Annotated in this window: 18 protein-coding genes; 12 read left to right on the forward strand and 6 right to left on the reverse strand. The window is 61.2% G+C overall.

The features are described from left to right. Nucleotides 1–189 precede the first annotated feature (189 nt). Complete coding sequence (locus tag N434_RS18855) at nt 190–834, reverse strand: TetR/AcrR family transcriptional regulator (protein WP_110759859.1); 645 nt, start codon at nt 832–834, stop codon at nt 190–192. Nucleotides 835–1,020: 186 nt separating this feature from the next. Between N434_RS18855 and N434_RS18860 the strand changes: the two genes are divergently transcribed. Both N434_RS18860 and N434_RS18865 read left to right on the forward strand, forming a co-directional pair. Then, nucleotides 1,021–1,296: a type II toxin-antitoxin system Phd/YefM family antitoxin gene (locus N434_RS18860; RefSeq protein WP_077767625.1), complete on the forward strand. Its 276-nt coding sequence runs from the start codon at nt 1,021–1,023 to the stop codon at nt 1,294–1,296. Continuing rightward, nucleotides 1,296–1,718, forward strand: coding sequence for a hypothetical protein (locus N434_RS18865; RefSeq protein ID WP_110759861.1), 423 nt, complete (start codon nt 1,296–1,298; stop codon nt 1,716–1,718). Before N434_RS18860 ends, N434_RS18865 begins: the two co-directional genes overlap by 1 nt. A gap of 1 nt (nt 1,719) precedes the next feature. Here the strand turns inward: N434_RS18865 and N434_RS18870 are convergent, their stop codons facing one another. From N434_RS18870 to N434_RS18880, 3 genes are all read right to left on the reverse strand, one after another. Then, the gene (locus N434_RS18870) at nt 1,720–2,331 is read right to left on the reverse strand and encodes a GNAT family N-acetyltransferase (RefSeq protein ID WP_110759893.1); all 612 of its coding nucleotides are present in this window, start codon (nt 2,329–2,331) and stop codon (nt 1,720–1,722) included. 138 nt (nt 2,332–2,469) lie between these two features. Beyond that, nucleotides 2,470–4,122 carry an acyl-CoA dehydrogenase family protein gene (locus N434_RS18875; RefSeq protein WP_065115458.1) on the reverse strand — a complete coding sequence of 551 codons (1,653 nt, stop codon included), beginning with the start codon at nt 4,120–4,122 and terminating at the stop codon, nt 2,470–2,472. A gap of 137 nt (nt 4,123–4,259) precedes the next feature. Further along, on the reverse strand, nt 4,260–4,838 hold the full coding sequence (locus tag N434_RS18880; RefSeq protein WP_286172343.1) for a LysE family translocator: 579 nt from the start codon (nt 4,836–4,838) through the stop codon (nt 4,260–4,262). 298 nt (nt 4,839–5,136) lie between these two features. Between N434_RS18880 and N434_RS18885 the strand changes: the two genes are divergently transcribed. From N434_RS18885 to dprA, 4 genes are read left to right on the forward strand one after another with little or no spacing between them, the layout of a single operon-like run. Continuing rightward, nucleotides 5,137–6,078: an aspartate carbamoyltransferase catalytic subunit gene (locus tag N434_RS18885; protein WP_003521487.1), complete on the forward strand. Its 942-nt coding sequence runs from the start codon at nt 5,137–5,139 to the stop codon at nt 6,076–6,078. Further along, entirely contained in the window at nt 6,075–7,367 is a 1,293-nt protein-coding gene (locus N434_RS18890; RefSeq protein WP_110759863.1) for a dihydroorotase, read from the forward strand. Before N434_RS18885 ends, N434_RS18890 begins: the two co-directional genes overlap by 4 nt. Nucleotides 7,368–7,415: 48 nt before the next feature. Further along, complete coding sequence (gene plsY, locus N434_RS18895; RefSeq protein WP_181424015.1) at nt 7,416–8,033, forward strand: glycerol-3-phosphate 1-O-acyltransferase PlsY; 618 nt, start codon at nt 7,416–7,418, stop codon at nt 8,031–8,033. Nucleotides 8,034–8,055: 22 nt separating this feature from the next. Continuing rightward, nucleotides 8,056–9,198, forward strand: coding sequence for a DNA-processing protein DprA (gene dprA, locus N434_RS18900; RefSeq protein WP_110759864.1), 1,143 nt, complete (start codon nt 8,056–8,058; stop codon nt 9,196–9,198). On the opposite strand, the gene N434_RS18905 is transcribed toward dprA, so the two are convergent. After that, nucleotides 9,151–9,384 (reverse strand): hypothetical protein, encoded by a 234-nt coding sequence (locus tag N434_RS18905; protein ID WP_065115454.1) that lies wholly within the window; start codon nt 9,382–9,384, stop codon nt 9,151–9,153. The genes dprA and N434_RS18905 overlap by 48 nt on opposite strands. Nucleotides 9,385–9,642: 258 nt before the next feature. On the opposite strand from N434_RS18905, the gene topA reads away from it, so the two are divergent. The 6 genes from topA to rpmG all read left to right on the forward strand — a co-directional run bounded on the left by topA (nt 9,643) and on the right by rpmG (nt 17,307). Beyond that, entirely contained in the window at nt 9,643–12,324 is a 2,682-nt protein-coding gene (gene topA, locus N434_RS18910) for a type I DNA topoisomerase (protein WP_110759866.1), read from the forward strand. Continuing rightward, nucleotides 12,321–14,675, forward strand: a complete 2,355-nt coding sequence (rnr, locus tag N434_RS18915; RefSeq protein WP_110759867.1) for a ribonuclease R — start codon at nt 12,321–12,323, stop codon at nt 14,673–14,675. The genes topA and rnr overlap by 4 nt, the downstream gene beginning before the upstream one ends. Before the next feature lie 59 nt (nt 14,676–14,734). Continuing rightward, nucleotides 14,735–15,178 carry a DUF983 domain-containing protein gene (locus tag N434_RS18920; RefSeq protein ID WP_065115451.1) on the forward strand — a complete coding sequence of 148 codons (444 nt, stop codon included), beginning with the start codon at nt 14,735–14,737 and terminating at the stop codon, nt 15,176–15,178. A 64-nt stretch (nt 15,179–15,242) separates the two neighbouring features. After that, on the forward strand, nt 15,243–15,869 hold the full coding sequence (locus tag N434_RS18925) for an NUDIX domain-containing protein (RefSeq protein WP_110759896.1): 627 nt from the start codon (nt 15,243–15,245) through the stop codon (nt 15,867–15,869). Nucleotides 15,870–15,877: 8 nt separating this feature from the next. Then, the gene (locus tag N434_RS18930) at nt 15,878–17,050 is read left to right on the forward strand and encodes an MFS transporter (protein WP_065115450.1); all 1,173 of its coding nucleotides are present in this window, start codon (nt 15,878–15,880) and stop codon (nt 17,048–17,050) included. 89 nt (nt 17,051–17,139) lie between these two features. After that, a complete protein-coding gene (gene rpmG, locus N434_RS18935) occupies nt 17,140–17,307 on the forward strand; it encodes a 50S ribosomal protein L33 (RefSeq protein WP_003496403.1) in 168 nt (55 codons plus the stop codon). Between the two features lie 828 nt (nt 17,308–18,135). Here rpmG and N434_RS18940 read toward each other — a convergent pair. Continuing rightward, nucleotides 18,136–19,506, reverse strand: coding sequence for a PleD family two-component system response regulator (locus N434_RS18940; RefSeq protein ID WP_110759868.1), 1,371 nt, complete (start codon nt 19,504–19,506; stop codon nt 18,136–18,138). Between the last annotated feature and the right edge of the window lie 6 nt (nt 19,507–19,512).

Here is a 19,512-nt window from a genome sequence, read left to right on the forward strand (position 1 = left end):
CGCAGCCGTGGCGACGCAAATGAAAGCTGCCATTATGGTTAACGGCGGGCGGGTGACATGTGGAAAACAATGTGGAGGCGTGAACGGACGGACCTGCCGGGTGGTTGCCGGGCCGGTGAAAACATGGCTGATTTTTCTTTAATACGGCGCTCGCGCGGGATTGCGATCTCCCCCAACCCGGCAGCGGTTTCAGCCGTAAACGCCGCGTACCAGCCTTTTGACGGCAGTGGTGATCTTCTCCCAGTCCCGCTCGGATTTCAGAGGCACGCCAGCGAACTGGCCGCTGGTGGCAGCGGAAATGACGAGGTGCTGGATGGCCGCGAACAACACGGCGTTGACGGCGGCAGTGTCCACACCCTTGGGAGCCGCGAGCGAACCACGCATGCGCTCCAGCCACTTGCCCAGCGACTTGGCGCGGGCCTCGGCCAGCTGGCGCACCTGCGGTGAACCATCAGACACTTCCCAGGCGATGATCTTGCAGACGAGAGGATCGCTGCGCAGCGCATCCATGAAATAAAGCGCCAGCTTTTCCATGAGGTCGCCATAAGTCAAAAGGAACATGCCGCCGGTATCTTCCGGAATGCGATCCTTCACCCACGAGCCGAGGTCCTCGCCGATCGCCTCGATCAGACCGTCAAGGCCGCCGAAATAACGATAGATCAGCTGCTTGTCGCAGCCGGCGCGGCGGGCAACGGCATTGATGCCAAAGCCCTGAAATCCCTCTTCGGCAAGCAGCGACCGCGCCGCGTTAAAAATCGCCTTTTCGGTCTGAGCGCGATCCTTGATGCGCTTTTCCGGTCTGTCGGCTGAAATCGCCTCTGCGGTCGCCAGCATGATTCCCTACCCGTTTTCTGAAAGGCCTGACCACAGGGGTTAACAAAGCATGAAGGCAAGAACAATGTGGCGGAGCGGATGGGCGGAAGGTTTTTGTGGATGAGCCGGCCGCCAGGCCAAAATCGACGGCTTTAAATTTTCTGTATTTTCTGTATTATTCAGGAAATACAGATTTTAGGAGTCCTCATGAAAAGAAAATCTATTTCCACCGCGGAGTTTATGCGACATTTCGGTCGCTACCATGACGAAGCGCAGAAATCGCCCATTTTGCTGACGAAGCATGGGCGACCTTCTGTCGTGGTGATGCCGGTCGAACTTTTCGAAAAAATGCTGGGAAGCGACGATCCGCGCAGGTCTTACGCTGCTGGTGAAATGCCCGATGAATTGGCCGCCATGTTCAACACCCAACTGGAGAAAGACTCCGAAGAATATCGGACATCCCGCGATGAGCAGGACAGATAATGTCCAAGTTCAGACGCGGTGATATCGTTTCCTATCCCTATTTGTGGCGATGGCAGTCTGCCGCTAATCCAACGCGTGACCATGGGGAAAAAGATCGCCCCGTCTGCATGATCCTGACGATTACGGACGCGCAGGGCTTGTCACATATATTGCTGCTGCCCATTTCATCGAAACCGTCGCAGGACAGCCAGCAGCGGGCAATCGAAATACCGAAACTCGAGCTTCGGCGCGCAAAATTAACCGGCTATGATCGCGGCTGGATCACCGTCAGCGAATGCAATTACGACGTGATCGAACGATCCTACCACTTCAACGCTCTTCAACAGCCCATCGGGCGTTTCAGCGAGACATTTCTTGAAGACATCCGCACTGCCTTTGCACCGCTTCTGGCGGCGGGGGCAGCGCGGGTCATCAGAATCTGAATTACTCCAGCGCCATGCCGAACCAGACACTGCCAGGCGTTTCGTGGCTTTCAAGGCGTTTGAACCCGCGGGTTTCCCAGAAGCGCATGCCCGCATGGTTGCGCTCGCTGGCGCCGAGATGGATGCCGTAGACGTTGTTCTGCCTTGCCATATCCAGCCAGCGCGACAGAAGCCGGGTGCCGCCGCCCTTCCCTTGCGTGCGCGGCAGGAGGTTCATGTGGATATGGGCCGGGAACGGATCGGTGAGCCATACCGGTGTGCGGCGCGGATGATGGATGAAATGCGCGCGGCGCTGGTCGGCGTCCCACGTCTGCTGGTCACCGCCGGGGTCGGGGTAAAGAGAGCGCAGGTGCGGCCACCATTCCCGCTCCAGCCGCTCCTCATGCCGTGCCGTATCAAGCGCGCCGACGATATAGCCGCACACACCGTCCTCGTCCTCGGCCACAAAAACGGCATCGGGCCACAGATGCAGATAGGGCACGGCGTAGATATGCCCGACCATGCGACCATCGTTGTAAAGCGGGGTGGCATCCTGCCCGGCATCGCCGGTGGCAAGACTTATGGCGTAGAGCGCTTCTTCATCCTCGGCGCGGGCGGAACGGAAGATCAACATTGGCAGCCACCTTCCCTTGCCCCGCATCGACACGCGAAAGTGTCACGACAGATCGGAACACGCCTAACGCCATTGCTGTTTTTCAAATCCGAGACCCCTCCCGCCGGGACTGCAACACCTTCACCTCCACGTCGCTGCTCAGGACGCGGGCGGATAAAGGAGATCGATTATATACGTCGGATCGAAACGGGAATCGAGCATGCCGTAAGTGTGCCGCCAACCGCCCGCGAGACGGGTTTCGAGGAAGGCATCGGCGATTTTGCCGGCGCCGAGGCGGCAAAGCTCGGCGGCAGCGGCCGCAAGCGCGAACTGCTCCACCAGCAGGCGGGCCGCCCCCTCATCACGTTCGGCAAGGGCGATCGCGGCGCGCAGCACATCGGTGGTCTTCTTGCCCGCTGCCCCAAGATCGCGCTCCAGCGTCTGGAAGACGAGATCGAACAGGTCCTTGCCGCGCTGGAGAACCCGCAGCACATCCAGCGCCATGACGTTGCCGGAGCCTTCCCATATGGCGTTAACAGGCGCTTCGCGGTAGTGGCGGGCAATCGGCCGCTCTTCCACGTAACCATTGCCGCCAAGGCACTCCATCGCCTCATAGATAAGCGCCGGCGCGATCTTGCAGCACCAGTATTTCACGATGGGCGTCATCACCCGCGCATAGGCGGCTTCGGCCGGATTGTTGCGGGCGGCGTCGAATGCCGTCGCCAGCCGGAAGGAGAGCGCAGTGGCCGCGGCCACATCCAGCGCCATGTCGGCGAGAACCCGCGTCATGATCGGCTGGGTGACCAGCATCTTGCCAAAAACCGAACGGCCGCGCGCGTAATGCACCGCTTCGGCAAGCGAAGCGCGCATCATGCCTGACGATGCCAGCGCGCAATCGAGCCGCGTCAACGTCACCATGTCGAGAATGGTGCGGATACCGCTGCCGGGATCACCCAGCAGATATCCGAAGGCATCGGTGAATTCGACTTCGGCCGACGCATTGGAGCGATTGCCGAGCTTGTCCTTCAGGCGCTGGAAGTGCAGGCCGTTCTTCGAACCGTCCTCCAGATAACGTGGCACCAGGAAGCAACCCATGCCGTCGCCCATCTGGGCAAGCATGACGAAACCGTCGCTCATCGGCGCGGAGAGGAACCATTTGTGGCCGGACAGGCGATAGATGCCCTCGCCCACCCGCTCGGCGGTGGTGCGGTTGGCGCGCACATCCGTGCCGCCCTGCTTTTCCGTCATGCCCATGCCGATGGTGACGGCGGTTTTCTGCAGGGCCGGTTTCTGCGAGCTGTCATATTTGCGCGACAGGATCTTCGGCGCCCACTCCTTCTGCACGCGCGGCGAGGCCATGATGGCGGCAACGGAGGCGCTGGTCATGGTCAGCGGGCAGAGATGCCCGGCTTCAAGCTGCGAGGTCAGGTAAAATTTCGTGGCGCGTGCCTTGTGCTCATTGCCGCGCGTATCAGGGGAATTTTCCCAGACGCTGGAATGCAGGCCTGATGACATGGAGCGGCGCATCAGCGCGTGCCATGCGGGATGGAACTCCACCTGGTCGAGACGTTCGCCGCGCGGGCCATGGGTATGCAGCTGCGGCACGCCCTGATTGGCCATGCGTGCCAGTTCCTGCGCCTCGTGCGAGGTGACATAACGGCCGAGCTGGTCGAACTCGTCCCTCAGATTGCGCGACAGGCCGGAGGTGAGGTCGACGATCAGCGGATCGGAACGATAGGCGTTGATGCCGGACCAGAGGCTTGGCTGGTTCAGTTCGGCGAGCGATTCTTCTGTCCGGGAGTTCTGGGTCATCCGCTGCTTCTAGCTGTTTTGTACTGGCATTGCATAGTGGGGTGATATTGCATAATTCCACCCGCAGGAAGCGATCGGGACGATTAAACCGCCGCTTTCAGCATTTTTCGGGAGTGGCCCTGATTTAGGTGCCCAGCCTAAAGAATGCCAAACACGTTTCCGGCAAGACCGAGCGACAGCACCAGAAGGAAGCCCGACGCGGTGCCGCGCACGAGGCGTGGCGAAGACCGATCCGCATGGCGGATGAGAAACGCCCCGACGCACAGCCACATAAGGGCTGCGAAAGCCACCAGCGCAGAAAACAGCAGGATATACGGCCATATCCGGGGCAGCGGCGCCTGTGGCAGCAGGACAAGGCCGACGATAAGACCTTTGGGGTTGAGGCAGGTGGTGACGAAAACCCGACGAGGCGTGATCGCCGCACCGACCGGTGCGGAGGATGGCAGGGTCCATAGCCGAACCGCCAGAAACGCGACCCAGATCGCGGCGCAAAGCTTGATGGCCTGCGCGAGACCCACATGTGTCTTCAGAAAATCGGAAAACAACACGACAAGCGCGAGAATGACCAGCAGATAGCCGGCGATTTCACCCAGCATCAGCGGGAGCGACGCGCGAACGCCGCGCCCGGCACCGGAAAGCGCAAGAAGCGTGTTGGTCGGGCCGGGCGTCAAAAGCAGACCCAGAACGGCAAGGGCAAAAACAGAATAGGCGTGCATCGCGATGCGTCCGATCACCTGCGTCGCAGACCGGGATTGTCCGCGAGTTCCACCCCGAAACTGGCCGATACCGCAGCATCGTGCCTTGATATAAAGCAAGCGAGGAAACATCGCCATGTTTTCATTTCGAGGGGTGACGAGTGCTTGCCCATGAGGCAAGCAATCTCTATAGAGCGCAAGACCGAATTCCGCCGCACTCCTGAGGCGTGTTCACAGCGAAAGGGAGCGCGCGGATCAGCATTCGGGCGTTCCGGGCATTTTCACGGGAAAATGCGGCGCCCGTCAGGAGGCAAACCGCATGGTCTTCTTCCCCCATCGCCATCTCCTCGGCATCAAGGGGCTTTCCCATCAGGATATCACCCTGCTTCTCGACAAGGCCGACGAGGCGGTGAAAATCAGCCGCCAGCGCGAGAAAAAGACCTCGACGCTTCGGGGTCTGACTCAGATCAACCTGTTTTTCGAAGCCTCGACGCGCACGCAATCCTCCTTCGAGCTGGCCGGAAAACGCCTCGGCGCCGACGTGATGAACATGTCGGTCGGCAATTCCTCGGTGAAGAAGGGCGAAACGCTGATCGATACGGCGATGACGCTGAACGCCATGCGCCCGGACGTGCTTGTCGTGCGCCACTCCTCCGCAGGGGCGGCAGCGCTTCTCGCGCAAAAGGTCGCCTGCTCCGTGGTCAATGCCGGCGACGGCCAACACGAGCACCCGACACAGGCGCTGCTCGATGCGCTGACCATCCGCCGTGCCAAGGGCGAGCTATCAGGCATCACGGTGGCGATCTGCGGTGACGTGCTGCATTCACGCGTTGCCCGCTCCAACATCATCCTGCTCAACCAGATGGGCGCGCGCGTTCGCGTCGTCGCCCCCGCCACGCTTCTTCCCTCCGGCATTCGCGACATGAGCGTGGAAGTCTTCCACGACATGAAGGAAGGGTTGAAGAACGCCGATGTGGTGATGATGCTGCGCCTGCAGCGCGAGCGCATGTCCGGCTCCTTCGTGCCTTCGGTGCGCGAATATTTCCATTATTACGGTCTCGACGCCGAAAAGCTGAAGGCGGCGAAAGAGGATGCGCTGGTCATGCATCCCGGCCCGATGAACCGTGGCGTGGAAATCGCCTCAGACGTGGCCGACGGTCCGCAGAGCGTGATCGAAAGCCAGGTGGAAATGGGGGTTGCCGTGCGCATGGCGGTCATGGAAACCCTGCTTGTCTCGCAAAATCAGGGTGAGCGCGTATGAGTGCCGTGACCGTTCTCAACAATCTCCGCATCGTCGATCCCTCCCGCAATCTGGATGAGACCGGCAGCATCGTCATCGGTGCCGATGGCACCATTCTGGCGGCAGGCAAGGATGCGCACAATCAGGGTGCGCCGGAAGGTGCGGCGGTGCGCGACTGCAAGGGGCTCCTGGCCGTTCCCGGTCTGGTGGATGCCCGCGTCTTCGTGGGTGAACCGGGCGCGGAACATCGCGAAACCATCGAATCCGCCTCGCGCGCGGCAGCGGCCGGCGGTGTGACCAGCATCATCGTGATGCCGGACACCGACCCCGTCATCGATGACATCGCGCTGGTCGAATATGTGAAGAAGACGGCACGGGACAAGGCAATCGTCAATGTCCACCCGGCAGCGGCCCTGACCAAGGGCCTCAATGGCGAGGAAATGACCGAATTCGGCATGCTGAAGGAAGCCGGCGCGGTTGCCTTCACCAATGGCCGCAAGGCGCTTTCCGACACGCTGGTGCTGCGTCGCGCCATGACCTATGCGCGCGAACTGGGTGCTGTCATCGCGCTCGAGACCCGCGACAAATATATCGGCGGCGGTGACATGAACGAGGGGCTTTTTGCCAGCTGGCTCGGGCTGTCAGGCGTTCCGAAGGAAGCCGAGATCATTCCGCTGGAGCGTGACCTGCGCATTGCCGGGCTGACACAGGCGATCTACCACGCCGCCAAGATTTCCGTACCGGAATCGGCGGATGCGATCCGCCTTGCCCGGCAGCGGGGCGTGAAAGCGACCTGTGGCATTTCGATCAATCATCTGACGCTCAACGAGAACGATATCGGCGAATACCGCACCTTCTTCAAGCTTTCCCCGCCGCTGCGCGCCGAAGACGACCGCAAGGCCATGGTGGAAGCGCTGAAGGACGGCACCATCGACATCATTGTCTCCTCGCACGACCCGCAGGATGTCGACACCAAACGCCTGCCGTTTTCGGATGCGGCGAGCGGCGCGGTGGGGCTGGAGACCATGCTGGCGGCGGCCCTGCGCCTGCACCACAGCGGTGAAGTTCCGCTGATGCGGCTGATCGATGCGCTTTCCACCCGCCCCGCGAAGATTTTCGGTCTCGACGCCGGAACGCTTAAAGTCGGTGCGAAGGCCGATATCACCCTGATCGATCTCGATGAGCCCTGGCTCGTGGCACGCGACCAGCTGGTGTCGAAATCCAAGAATACGCCATTCGAGGATGCCCGTTTCAGCGGCCGCGCTGTGGCCACTTATGTGGCTGGCAAAGCCGTTCATTCCTTGGCATAAGATCAGCAACAGAGATCACGCTGACGGCGCGACAGAGGGGACATCTGAATGAGTGCTTTGACTGACTGGCAGACGGTGCCTGCCCTTCTCGCGCTTGCGGCGCTGATCGGCTATCTGCTCGGTTCCATCCCCTTCGGCCTCATTCTCACCCGCATGGCGGGGCTGGGCGACGTGCGCAAGATCGGCTCCGGCAATATCGGCGCCACCAACGTGCTGCGCACCGGCAACAAGAAGCTCGCCGCCGCGACCCTGCTGCTCGACGCGCTGAAGGGCACGGCGGCGGTGCTGGTTGCCAATGCGCTCTGGGGTTACGAAGCCTCGCTGGTCGCCGGTTTCTTCGCCTTCCTCGGCCACCTGTTTCCGGTGTGGCTCGGCTTCAAGGGCGGCAAGGGCGTGGCGACCTATATCGGCGTACTTCTGGGTGCAGCACCGCTGATGATGCTTGCCTTTGCGCTGATCTGGCTCGCAACGGCGTTCATCACCCGCTATTCCTCGCTGTCGGCATTGCTGGCCATGCTGGTCATTCCCGTGGCGCTCTGGATATTCGGACCTGAAAAGACGGCGCTGCTGGTGACGCTGCTCAGCGTTATTTCCTGGTGGAAACACCGCGAGAACATCGCACGCCTGCTGGCGGGCACCGAAAGCAGGATCGGTCAAAAGGGCTGAAACCCCATATCGAGGATATGCCATGCCGCATGAGGAAACGAAACGGCAGGGCATAGAGCTTTCCGCGCGGCAGCGGGTCGCATGGCTGCGGCTGATCCGCAGCGACAATATCGGCCCCGTCACCTTTCGCGAACTGATCAATCATTTCGGCAGCGCCGAAAAGGCGCTCGATGCCCTGCCCGAGCTGTCAAGGCGCGGCGGCTCGTCGCGCAGCCCGCGCATCGCCACGCCGGCGGAGGCGGAAGGTGAAATCGAAAAGGCCGAAAAATTCGGCGCGCGTTTCGTCGGCATCGGCGAACCGGATTATCCACCTGCCCTGCGGCAGCTGGATGGCGCGCCGCCGCTGATCGCCATGAAGGGACCGGCCGATGCCGCAACAAGAGCCTGCGTCGGCATCGTCGGCTCGCGTAATGCCTCCATCAACGGCGCGAAATTCGCCGCCATGCTGGCACGTGACTGCGGCCGGGCTGGATACACGATCGCTTCCGGGCTGGCACGCGGCATTGACGCCGCCGCACACCGGGCAAGCCTTGCAACCGGTACGGTGGCGATGCTGGCGGGCGGTCTCGACCGGCCCTACCCGCAGGAAAATTTCGGGCTATTGCAGGACATATACGATCAGGGCGGCGCGACGATCAGCGAAATGCCGTTCGGCTGGGAACCCCGCGCCCGGGATTTTCCCCGCCGCAACCGGCTGATCGCCGGCGTCTCGCTTGGCGTCGTCATCGTGGAAGCGGCGGAGCGCTCGGGCTCGCTGATCACGGCGCGGCTTGCAGGCGAAGCGGGACGGCTGGTTTTTGCGGTGCCCGGTTCCCCGCTCGATCCGCGCTGCGAGGGAACAAACCGGCTGATCAAGGAAGGCGCGATGCTGACCACCGGCGCGGCCGATATTCTCGAAGCGCTGCGACCGCTGATGGAGCCGCAATTGCCCTATGACCGCAAGATCGAGGAACCGCGATCCGAAAACGAGATGTCACCGCCCGGAGATGACGAGCGTAGCGTCATAGCTTCCGCTCTCGGTCCCTCACCCGTCGAGATTGACGACGTCATCCGCCACACGGGCTTTTCCGCGGCCACCGTTCATCTGGTCTTGCTGGAGCTTGATATAGCCGGCCGTCTAAACCGGCATGCCGGGGGGCGTGTGTCGCTCGTCATCGCGGATTGACAGCTTGCGCCGTCCGCTCTGGATATCGCCGACTTCGACATAGGCCATCTCGATCAGATAACACAGCATGTCGGCGCCCTCGCGGCTTGCGACCTGCCGCAGCTCCGCCAGCATCTGGCGAATGTAAGCCAAGCTCTCTCTGGTCCCTTCATTGTCGGCATTATTGTTTGTCGCGTTCGGGACCATATATTTATCCTAAAGATTCCGCCTGAAACGAAGAGCATTAAGTAGATTCAAATGATGTTGCCCATCATAACCAATTTACCAAAGATTGCAATACAACAATAGATTATCCATAGGTTGCATACGCCTTGGAGCGATAAAATGGGGCTTGCCTCTTGACCCGCGCGCATTACCTGTCCATGTCGAATTATAAAGAAGCCTTGTTGCGGCCATCCTCCGTGATCCGGCTATGTTAACGGACCAGTTCCAGAGAAAAACAATATGAATGTCGTCGTCGTAGAATCTCCTGCCAAAGCCAAGACGATCAACAAGTATCTTGGTTCCGGCTACAAGGTTCTTGCATCCTTTGGCCACGTCAGAGACCTTCCTGCCAAGGACGGATCGGTGCTGCCCGACCAGGATTTCGAAATGTCCTGGGAGGTCGACAGCGCTTCCGCCAAGCGCATGAAGGATATTGCCGATGCGGTGAAATCCTCCGACGGCCTCATTCTCGCAACCGACCCTGATCGCGAAGGCGAGGCGATTTCCTGGCACGTTCTCGATCTTTTGAAGAAGAAGCGCGTCCTCGGCGACAAGCCGGTGAAGCGCGTGGTCTTCAACGCCATCACCAAAAAGGCGGTGCTGGACGCCATGGCGAACCCGCGCGACATCGACGTGCCGCTGGTGGATGCCTATCTCGCCCGCCGCGCGCTGGATTATCTCGTCGGCTTCAACCTGTCGCCCGTGCTGTGGCGCAAGCTGCCGGGCGCGCGTTCCGCCGGCCGCGTACAGTCCGTTGCCTTGCGCCTCGTCTGTGACCGCGAATCCGAGATCGAGCGTTTCGTCTCCGAGGAATACTGGAATATCAGCGCGCTGTTCAAGACACCGCGCGGTGACGAGTTCGAGGCGAAGCTGGTTTCCGCCGACGGCAAGCGATTGCAAAACCGCGGGATCAAGACCGGCGAAGAGGCGAACCGGCTGAAGGTGCTGCTGGAAGGCGCCACCTATGTGGTGGATTCCGTCGAGGCCAAACCCGTCAAGCGCAATCCCGGCCCGCCCTTCACCACCTCGACGCTGCAGCAGGCGGCCTCCTCGCGCATGGGCTTTTCCGCCTCGCGCACCATGCAGGTGGCGCAGAAGCTTTACGAAGGCATCGATATCGGCGGCGAGACCGTCGGTCTGATCACCTATATGCGTACCGACGGCGTCCAGATGGCGCCGGAGGCGATCGACGCCGCACGCCGGGCCATCGGCGAGCAGTTCGGTGACCGTTACGTGCCGGAAAAGGCACGTTTCTATTCCACCAAGGCCAAGAACGCACAGGAAGCGCACGAGGCGATCCGCCCGACCGATTTCAACCGCACGCCGGATCAGGTGAAGCGTTTCCTCGATCCCGATCAGCTGCGCCTTTACGACCTGATCTGGAAGCGCGGTATCGCCAGCCAGATGGCGTCAGCCGAAATCGAGCGCACCACAGTGGAAATCCTCGCCGGCAATGGCGGCGAAAAGGCGGGCCTGCGCGCCGTCGGTTCGGTGATCCGCTTCGACGGTTTCATCGCCGCCTATACCGACCAGAAGGAAGACGGTGAACAGAGCGACGACGGTGATGACGAAGGCCGTCTGCCGCCGATCAACGAGCGCGAAAACCTCGCCAAGCAGAAGATCAACGCCAGCCAGCACTTCACCGAACCGCCACCGCGCTATTCGGAAGCCTCGCTGATCAAGAAGATGGAAGAACTCGGCATCGGCCGTCCTTCCACCTATGCGGCGACACTGAAGACGCTGAGCGACCGCGAATATATCGTCATCGACAAGCGCAAGCTGGTGCCGCATTCGCGCGGCCGGCTGGTGACGGCTTTCCTCGAAAGCTTCTTTTCGAAATATGTGGAATACGACTTCACCGCCGCCCTCGAAGAAAAGCTCGACCGCATCTCTGCCGGCGAACTGGACTGGAAGCAGGTGCTGCGCGATTTCTGGAAGGATTTCTTCGCGCAGATCGAAGACACCAAGGAACTGCGCGTCACCAACGTGCTGGATGCGCTGAACGAGGTTCTGGCACCGCTGGTCTTCCCGAAACGCGAAGACGGTTCCGATCCGCGCATCTGTCAGGTTTGCGGCACCGGCAATCTTTCGCTGAAGCTCGGCAAATACGGCGCCTTCGTCGGTTGCTCCAACTATCCGGAATGCAACTACACCCGCCAGCTCACTTCCGACGGTGCGGAAGCGGAAGCTGCGGCGCTGAACGAGCCGAAGGCGCTCGGCGCCGATCCGATGACCGGCGAGGAGCTGACGCTGCGGTCGGGCCGTTTCGGGCCCTATATCCAGCGCGGCGATGGCAAGGAAGCCAAGCGCTCCTCCCTGCCCAAGGGCTGGAAGCCTGAAGATATCGACCATGAGAAGGCGCTGGCGCTCATCAACCTGCCGCGTGATATCGGCAAGCATCCAGAAACCGGCAAGATGATATCGGCCGGTCTCGGCCGCTACGGGCCGTTCCTTTTGCATGACGGTTCCTATGCCAACCTCGAAAGCATCGAGGATGTGTTTTCCATCGGCCTCAACCGTGCCGTGACCGTCATTGCCGAGAAGCAGAGCAAGGGCCCCGGACGCGGACGCAGCGGCACACCGGCTGCCCTGAAGGAACTGGGCGACCACCCCGATGGCGGCGCGATCACCGTTCGCGACGGGCGTTATGGCGCCTACGTCAACTGGGCCAAGGTCAACGCCACCATTCCCAAGGGTCAGGATCCGACTTCGGTGACGCTGGACGAGGCGCTGGTGCTGATCGCCGAGCGCATCGCCAAGACCGGCACCGGCGGCAAGCCTGCCAAGGCAAAGAAGACCACTGCCAAGAAGGCTGATGGCGACGCCGCAAAGCCGAAGGCGACAAAGGCCAAGGCCGCAACGAAGAGCAAGGCGGCCGCCAAGCCGAAGGCAGCGGCCAAACCCAAGAAGGCAGCAGAGTGAGCAAGGCGCCGCGTCAGAGACAGGGTTCCGCCAGCGACGGTTTCGGACGCACCGGGCGCGGCAAGCGTGTGAGCGAAGGTGAAGGCATCATCCATGGTGAGGTGCCTTCTCGCGACGTGCTGCTGAAATTCATCGCAGACCACCCGCAGCAGGCCTCCAAGCGTGAGATCGCCAAGGCTTTCGGGCTGAAGGGTGAGAACCGCGTCGTCCTCAAGGCGCTTCTGAAAGAACTTGAAACCGACGGCATGGTGCAGAAGAGCCGCAAGTCGCTGACGCGGCCGGGCGGCCTGCCGCCGGTCACGGTTCTCGATATCACCACCCGCGACAAGGATGGCGAGTTGATCGGCCGCCCGGCCGAATGGCCGGAGGATATGGGTGCGGCACCGGCCGTTCTCATCCGCCAGTCGTCGCAGGATCGCGGCAAGAAGGCCCCGGCAGCCGGTCTTGGCGACCGTATTCTGGCAAAGATCTTTCCCTCCAAGGAAAGCACCGGCCCGGCCTATACGGCGCGCGTCGTCAAGCTGATCGACCGCCGCCAGAACGCGCTGCTCGGCGTGTTCAAGGAGACGGCAGGCGGTGGCGGGCGGCTGATGCCGATCGACCGGCGCGGCGAGGAAATGGTCATCGACCCCGATGGCGTCGGCGATGCGAAGGACGGCGATCTGATCGAGGTGGAAACCTCACGCAACAGCGGCCGTTACGGGCTGACGCGCGCCAAGGTTCTGTCGGTCGTCGGCTCCGTCGCTTCGGAAAAGGCGATCTCGATGATCGCGATCCATTCCCACGGCATTCCACATATCTTCCCCTCGAGCGTTCTGGCCGAGGCGGATGCCGCCAGGGCGGCGACCATGTCCCACCGCGAGGACTGGCGCGACCTGCCGCTCATCACCATCGATCCGGCCGACGCCAAGGATCATGACGACGCGGTCTATGCCGAACCCGACACCTCGCCCGACAACCCTGACGGTGTCATCGTCACCGTCGCCATTGCCGATGTCTCCTGGTATGTGCGGCCCGGTTCGCCGCTCGACCGCGAGGCGCTGAAGCGCGGCAATTCGGTCTATTTCCCGGATCGCGTCGTGCCGATGCTGCCGGAGCGGATTTCCAACGATCTCTGCTCGCTGAAGGAAGGCGTCGACCGCCCTGCCCTTGCCGTGCGCATGACCTTCTCGAAAGAAGGCCGCAAGGCCGGCCACACCTTCCATCGCATCATGATGAAGAGCGCGGCCAAGCTCTCCTACCAGCAGGCGCAGGCTGCGATTGATGGGCGGCCCGACGACAAGACCGGCCCATTGCTGGAACCGATCCTGAAGCCGCTGTGGCACGCCTATGCCGTGATGAAGCGCGGCCGCGACCGTCGCCAGCCGCTGGAACTCGACATGCCGGAGCGCAAGATCCTGCTTCGGCCAGACGGTACGGTGGACAAGGTCGTCATTCCCGAACGCCTCGACGCGCACAAGCTGATCGAGGAAATGATGATCCAGGCGAATGTCGCCGCCGCTGAAACGCTGGAAAAGAAGAAGCAGCCGCTGGTCTATCGCGTCCATGATGCGCCCACGCTTTCCAAACAGGAGGTGCTGCGCGAATTCCTCGGCACCATCGGCATATCCATGGCCAAGGGTGCGGCCATGCGCGCAAATTCCTTCAACGGCATCCTGGCCCGCGCGCTCGACACGCCGCACCAGATCATGGTCAACGAGATGGTGCTGCGCAGCCAGAGCCAGGCGATCTACAGCCCGGAAAATATCGGGCATTTCGGCCTCAACCTGATGAAATACGCGCATTTCACCTCACCGATCCGCCGTTATGCCGATCTGATCGTGCACCGCGCGCTGGTGGGATCGCTCGGCCTCGGTGAAGGCGGCATCACGCCGCAGGAAGAGGCGACGCTGGACGATATCGCCGCCGAAATCTCCACCTTCGAGCGCCGCGCCATGGCCGCCGAACGCGACACCATCAACCGGCTGATCGCGCATCATCTCTCCGAACGGGTGGGTGAAGAATTCGAGGGCCGTGTTTCCGGTGTCACCAAGGCGGGACTTTTTGTCGCGCTTCCGCAATTTGGCGCCGACGGCTTTGTTCCTATATCTACGCTTGGAACCGACTATTTCCTCTATGACGAAGCCCATCAGGCGCTTACGGGGGAAAAGACCGGTCTCGGTTATCAGCTTGGCGACACGGTTCAGGTACGGCTTGCCGAAGCCGTGCCACTGGCGGGCGCGCTGCGTTTCGATATGCTGAGCCCGGGGCGCAAGATGCCGGTCGGCACGCGCTCGTTCCACAAGGCAGGCCGGCGGACGTCACGTCCTGCCGCCAAGCCCGGAACGCGGCCGCCGAGAAGGCGGCGTTAGGGCGACGACGATAACAGGACCGCTTCAGGCGGTTGAACGAACGGGAGAAGGACTTAAGGATGAGTGCACATCAGGGCTCGGAAACAGTCACCTTCGGCGACAACAGCGCGGAGCGGCCGCTTGGGCGCTCGATCATGCGGGGCATGGCGAACCGTTGCCCCGCCTGTGGCGGCGGACGCCTGTTTCGCGCCTTTCTGAAGCCGGTGGACAACTGTGCCGCCTGCGGTGCCGAAATGCATCACCACCGTTCCGATGACCTGCCGCCTTATATTTCCATCGTCATTATCGGCCATATCGCCGTTGGCGGCTTCATGATGACGGACATGGTGTTTTCCGTTCCCATGTGGGTGCATTTCGCCATCTGGGTACCAATCACCATTCTGGCCGCGCTCTTGACGCTGCAACCGATCAAGGGTGGCGTCATCGGCCTGCAATGGGCGCTGCGCATGCATGGCTTCGATGATAAACAGCAAAAAGTGCAGATAGACGGTTCCTCGCACTGACGGCAGGCAGGGCAACGTGCGCGTGACCCAGCTTCCCGAGAGCGCCGCCGTGGCAAGCCCGCGCCTGCGGCCGCGCGATGCCGCCTCCCTTATCCTGTTTGACCGCTCCGGCCCTGCCATCCGTGTCCTGATGGGTCAGCGTAGCAATGCCCATGTGTTCATGCCGGGCGCTTACGTGTTTCCGGGTGGCAAGCGCGATCCGCGCGACCACGCCCTGCCCTTTTCGGGTGATCTTCATCCCGCCGTGCTGCAAAGCCTGACCACATCGGCTTCGCGCCGCATGAGCGCGGCCGGCGCCCGGGCGCTGGCACTTGCCGCCGCGCGTGAACTCGTAGAGGAAACCGGCATGGACATGGGGCTCGGGACGGGCGGCGCCGACCTTTCGCGTTTTCGCTATGTGGCGCGCGCCATCACCCCGCCCGGCAATATCAGGCGCTACGACACGCGATTCTTTTGCTGTTATGCCGACGAATTGCGGCTGGATACCCGGCTAAGTCGGGATTCCGAAGAGCTGCATGACGTGCAATGGCTTGACATAACAGACCTTTCCGGTCTGAACATGCCGAAAATCACCCGCACGGTTCTCGAAGATGTCACAAAACTCATGATAGGTGATCCGTCATTGCCCTTTGAAAGCCCCGCGCGGCTCTATGTCATGCGCCACGGCCGATTCATTCGAGACTTTGTATAAAGGCCGTCATGTCACAAACGAAATGCGAAGCGGACGCCATTCACTGGCCCTCACTGATCGCCGCCATATCCGCCATCAGCGCGGTCGGCGTCGCCATCGGTCTCGGGCTGCCGCTCCTGTCGATCATTCTTGAAAAGCGTGGCATCTCCTCCACCATGATCGGGGTGAATTCGGCGATGGCCGGCATCGCGGCCATGATGGCCGCCCCGGTCGCCAGCAAGATCGCCCATGATTTCGGGGTTGCCCGGACCATGCTGCTGGCGGTCGTGATTTCCGCGGTGAGCGCGCTCGGCTTTTATTTCGCCGAGGCCTTCTGGATGTGGTTCCCCCTCAGAATCGTTTTCCATGGCGCCACAACCACGCTGTTCATCCTTTCCGAATACTGGATCAACATGACCGCGCCGCCGAAGAAACGCGGCATGGTTCTCGGCATCTACGCCACGGGACTGGCGGTCGGCTTCGCTGTCGGGCCCCTGTTGTTCTCCGTCGTCGGCAGCGAAGGCATCCTGCCCTTCCTCGTCGGAGCCGCGATCATCCTTCTGGCGGCCATCCCGATCTTCATGGCGCGCGGCGAAAGCCCGGAGCTGGACGAGCGGCCCAACCACCATTTCGTCCGTTACGTCTGGCTGGTGCCGATGGCGTCGGCCGCGGCCTTCGTGTTCGGTTCCGTGCAGGCGGGCGGCCTGTCGCTCTTTCCCATCTACGCCACCCGCGAGGGTTTCAACGAATCGCAGGCGGCGCTGCTGCTGACCGTGATGGGAATCGGCAACATGGTCTTCCAGATACCGATCGGTCTGCTTTCCGACCGGATGAAGGATCGGCGCACCCTGCTCGCCCTGATGGCCTTTGCGGGCGTTTGCGGCACGCTTGCGCTGCCGGTCCTGGTGGAGAGCTGGCTTCTGGTGGCGGCGCTGCTGCTGTTCTGGGGCGGCCTCGTCTCCGGCATGTATACCGTCGGCCTCACCCACCTCGGCTCACGCCTGAAAGGCGCCGATCTGGTGGCTGCCAATGCCGCCTTCATCTTCTGTTACGCCATGGGGACGATTGCAGGGCCACAGGCGGTCGGCATTTCCATGGATGTTGCAGGCACCGACGGTTTCGCCTGGGCGCTTGCCGTATTTTTCGGGCTTTACGTGGTGCTTTATGGGTTCCGTTTTGTTTTCCGGGCAAAACAGACTTGACTTTTCAGGCGCGATACGTAGTTTCGCGCCAGATTTAGCCGAGGTGAGAAGCGCCTGCGGCTTCTCTTTTGTTTAAAGGCAGGACGACCATGGCGAAAGCTACAACAATCAAGATCAAGCTGCTGTCGACAGCCGACACCGGTACCTTCTACGTCACCACCAAGAACAGCCGCACGTTCACGGACAAGATGACGAAGACGAAGTACGACCCGGTTGTACGCAAGCACGTTGAATTCAAGGAAACCAAGATCAAGTAATCTTCTTGATCGGGTCTCCGGCAAAAGCGCGCCCAACGGGCGCGTTTTTTGTTTGTGCGGGTCTTCAGGCTTTTCCAGGGGAGATGCCGCCGGCCTTCATATATTGCGCTCCGATAGCCCGAGAATGCGCGATGAAGGAATACAGCGGGTAGCCCACAGGTATTTCGGACCCGCCAAGGCATCTGCGCCTTGTTCCCCGCGCCTAGCGCGTCCCCTCCCTCCCGGCAGGAAAACCGCAAACGGCGCCAAACCGCCATAACGGAACTGACGCAGCAAACCGGCTTCCCGGTCAGACATTTTTGTCGGGAGAAGGCGGTCGGCCGACGATGTGACTACGGCACGAGGAACCGATTCGGACATCGTCAGCCGACCGACCCCACGATTCAGGAGATGCGGCGGACCTGAGCATCATGGGGCATTCGAACTACGCAATACCAGCCCCTGACGAGCGAAAAAGCAGCGGCGCGAGCCGCCATCATTCCATCATCACGAGACGGAAAAACCGCCGGAAGAACTGTTATTCTCGATAATGAGTGTGCGCAGAAGTAAAATAAAAATCAACAAATTCTTAAGCCAGCGATACATAACCCGGAAAACATGGTTAAATATACAACGCTGGCACACTATAGTTTCCAGCGGGATTGAATTCAATATATTTTTCAACTTGAACTGTATTAACCCTACCCAACTTCGCCCATTCATTGCAAAAAGTTAAAATACGGGCAAGGTCAGGCACTTAAGTGCCCCGAGCGGCTTTTCGTCCCTTGGATGACAAGTATCCCCGGCAAGGCCCGCCCGGCTTTTCGCGCCAGGCGTCCATGGCCGCCTTCAGGCGGCCGCAGCCACCACCCGGTTGCGCCCGGCGTGTTTGGCCTCGTAGAGCGCCTTGTCGGCCTGCTTCAGCAATTCGTCCGGCGTTCCGAAGGCGCCGCTGCTGGTCGCGATACCGAGCGAGGCCGTAATGCTCAATTCGCGGTCGATGGAGCGCACGTAGAACGGCTTGTCTTCAACGATTGCCCTCAGGCGTTCGGCGACGCTTGCGGCAAGCTCCATCGGCGTGTCGGGCATCACAACCACGAATTCCTCGCCGCCATAACGGCATGCGAGATCGGCGCCACGTACCGTGCTGCGGATACGCGCCGCAAATTCCCGCAGCACCTCGTCGCCGACATCGTGGCCATAGGTATCGTTGACCAGCTTGAAGCGATCAATGTCGGTCATGCAGATGGAGATCGGGCGACCACGGACGGCGGCGCGATCGAACAATATCTTGAGGTGATTGTCGAGATAACGGCGATTGTTGAGGCCGGTCAGCGCGTCGACAATCGCAAGCTCCATCGTATGCTGCAGATTGAGCCGAAGATGTTCGTTGTAACGCTTGCGCCTGATCTGCGTCAGCGAGCGGGCAACAAGCTCGTTGGGATCGATCGGGCGCAGAATATAATCATTGACGCCAAGATCGAGCGCACGTGCCACCATGTCGTCCGCCCCCTGCTCCGCCACCAGAAGCAGCGGCAGGAAACGGGTGCGTTCCAGCGACCGTAGCTGCGAACACAGTCTCAGGGGATCGTAATCCTCGAAATTGGAATTGACGATGACAAGTTCGAACGGATTGCCCGCGGCCTTCAGCAGCGCCGCCTGCGGCTCGGTGACCGCGTCCACCTCGGCAATCGGCTTCAACGCACGGACGATACGCTCCTGCGAGCTGGTGCGGCCATCGGCGACGAGAACACGGCCGGGCGTCTGCATGAGACCGTCGCTGCGCAGCATCTCCTCTATACCGATCTGCCTTGCGGTTTCGGCGCGCAGCCGCAATTCGTCACTGACGGCCTTGAGGCGCACCAGACTTTTGACACGGGCAATCAGCTGAAGGTCGTTGACCGGTTTGGTCAGGAAGTCATCCGCGCCGGCCTTGAGGCCGCGCACACGGTCGGACGGCTGATCGAGCGCGGTGACCATCACCACGGGAATATGCGCCGTCTTCGGGGAGGCCTTCAGCCTTTCGCAGACTTCGAAACCGTCCATGCCCGGCATCATGATGTCGAGCAGGATGATATCGACCTGCTCCTCTTCGCAGATCGCCAGCGCCCTGAAGCCATCCTCTGCGGTGACAACATCGAAATACTCAGCCAGAAGCCGGGCCTCGAGAAGCTTCACATTGGCAGGAATGTCGTCAACAACCAGAACTCTCGCCGTCATAACCGT

Origin of the sequence: Rhizobium sp. UGM030330-04 (genome assembly GCF_003208455.1) — a bacterium.
GTDB classification, from domain to species: domain Bacteria; phylum Pseudomonadota; class Alphaproteobacteria; order Rhizobiales; family Rhizobiaceae; genus Agrobacterium; species Agrobacterium rhizogenes_A.

Coding starts and splice junctions, on each gene's coding strand:
- N434_RS18875 (WP_065115458.1), bottom strand. CDS start 4,122: ATGACCCAGAACTCCCGGACAGAAGAATCGCTCGCCGAACTGAACCAG.
- N434_RS18880 (WP_286172343.1), bottom strand. CDS start 4,838: ATGCACGCCTATTCTGTTTTTGCCCTTGCCGTTCTGGGTCTGCTTTTG.
- plsY (WP_181424015.1), top strand. CDS start 7,416: ATGAGTGCTTTGACTGACTGGCAGACGGTGCCTGCCCTTCTCGCGCTT.
- N434_RS18860 (WP_077767625.1), top strand. CDS start 1,021: ATGAAAAGAAAATCTATTTCCACCGCGGAGTTTATGCGACATTTCGGT.
- topA (WP_110759866.1), top strand. CDS start 9,643: ATGAATGTCGTCGTCGTAGAATCTCCTGCCAAAGCCAAGACGATCAAC.
- N434_RS18885 (WP_003521487.1), top strand. CDS start 5,137: ATGGTCTTCTTCCCCCATCGCCATCTCCTCGGCATCAAGGGGCTTTCC.
- N434_RS18855 (WP_110759859.1), bottom strand. CDS start 834: ATGCTGGCGACCGCAGAGGCGATTTCAGCCGACAGACCGGAAAAGCGC.
- N434_RS18920 (WP_065115451.1), top strand. CDS start 14,735: ATGAGTGCACATCAGGGCTCGGAAACAGTCACCTTCGGCGACAACAGC.
- N434_RS18930 (WP_065115450.1), top strand. CDS start 15,878: ATGTCACAAACGAAATGCGAAGCGGACGCCATTCACTGGCCCTCACTG.
- rpmG (WP_003496403.1), top strand. CDS start 17,140: ATGGCGAAAGCTACAACAATCAAGATCAAGCTGCTGTCGACAGCCGAC.
- N434_RS18905 (WP_065115454.1), bottom strand. CDS start 9,384: ATGGTCCCGAACGCGACAAACAATAATGCCGACAATGAAGGGACCAGA.
- N434_RS18865 (WP_110759861.1), top strand. CDS start 1,296: ATGTCCAAGTTCAGACGCGGTGATATCGTTTCCTATCCCTATTTGTGG.
- dprA (WP_110759864.1), top strand. CDS start 8,056: ATGCCGCATGAGGAAACGAAACGGCAGGGCATAGAGCTTTCCGCGCGG.
- N434_RS18870 (WP_110759893.1), bottom strand. CDS start 2,331: ATGTTGATCTTCCGTTCCGCCCGCGCCGAGGATGAAGAAGCGCTCTAC.
- N434_RS18890 (WP_110759863.1), top strand. CDS start 6,075: ATGAGTGCCGTGACCGTTCTCAACAATCTCCGCATCGTCGATCCCTCC.
- N434_RS18940 (WP_110759868.1), bottom strand. CDS start 19,506: ATGACGGCGAGAGTTCTGGTTGTTGACGACATTCCTGCCAATGTGAAG.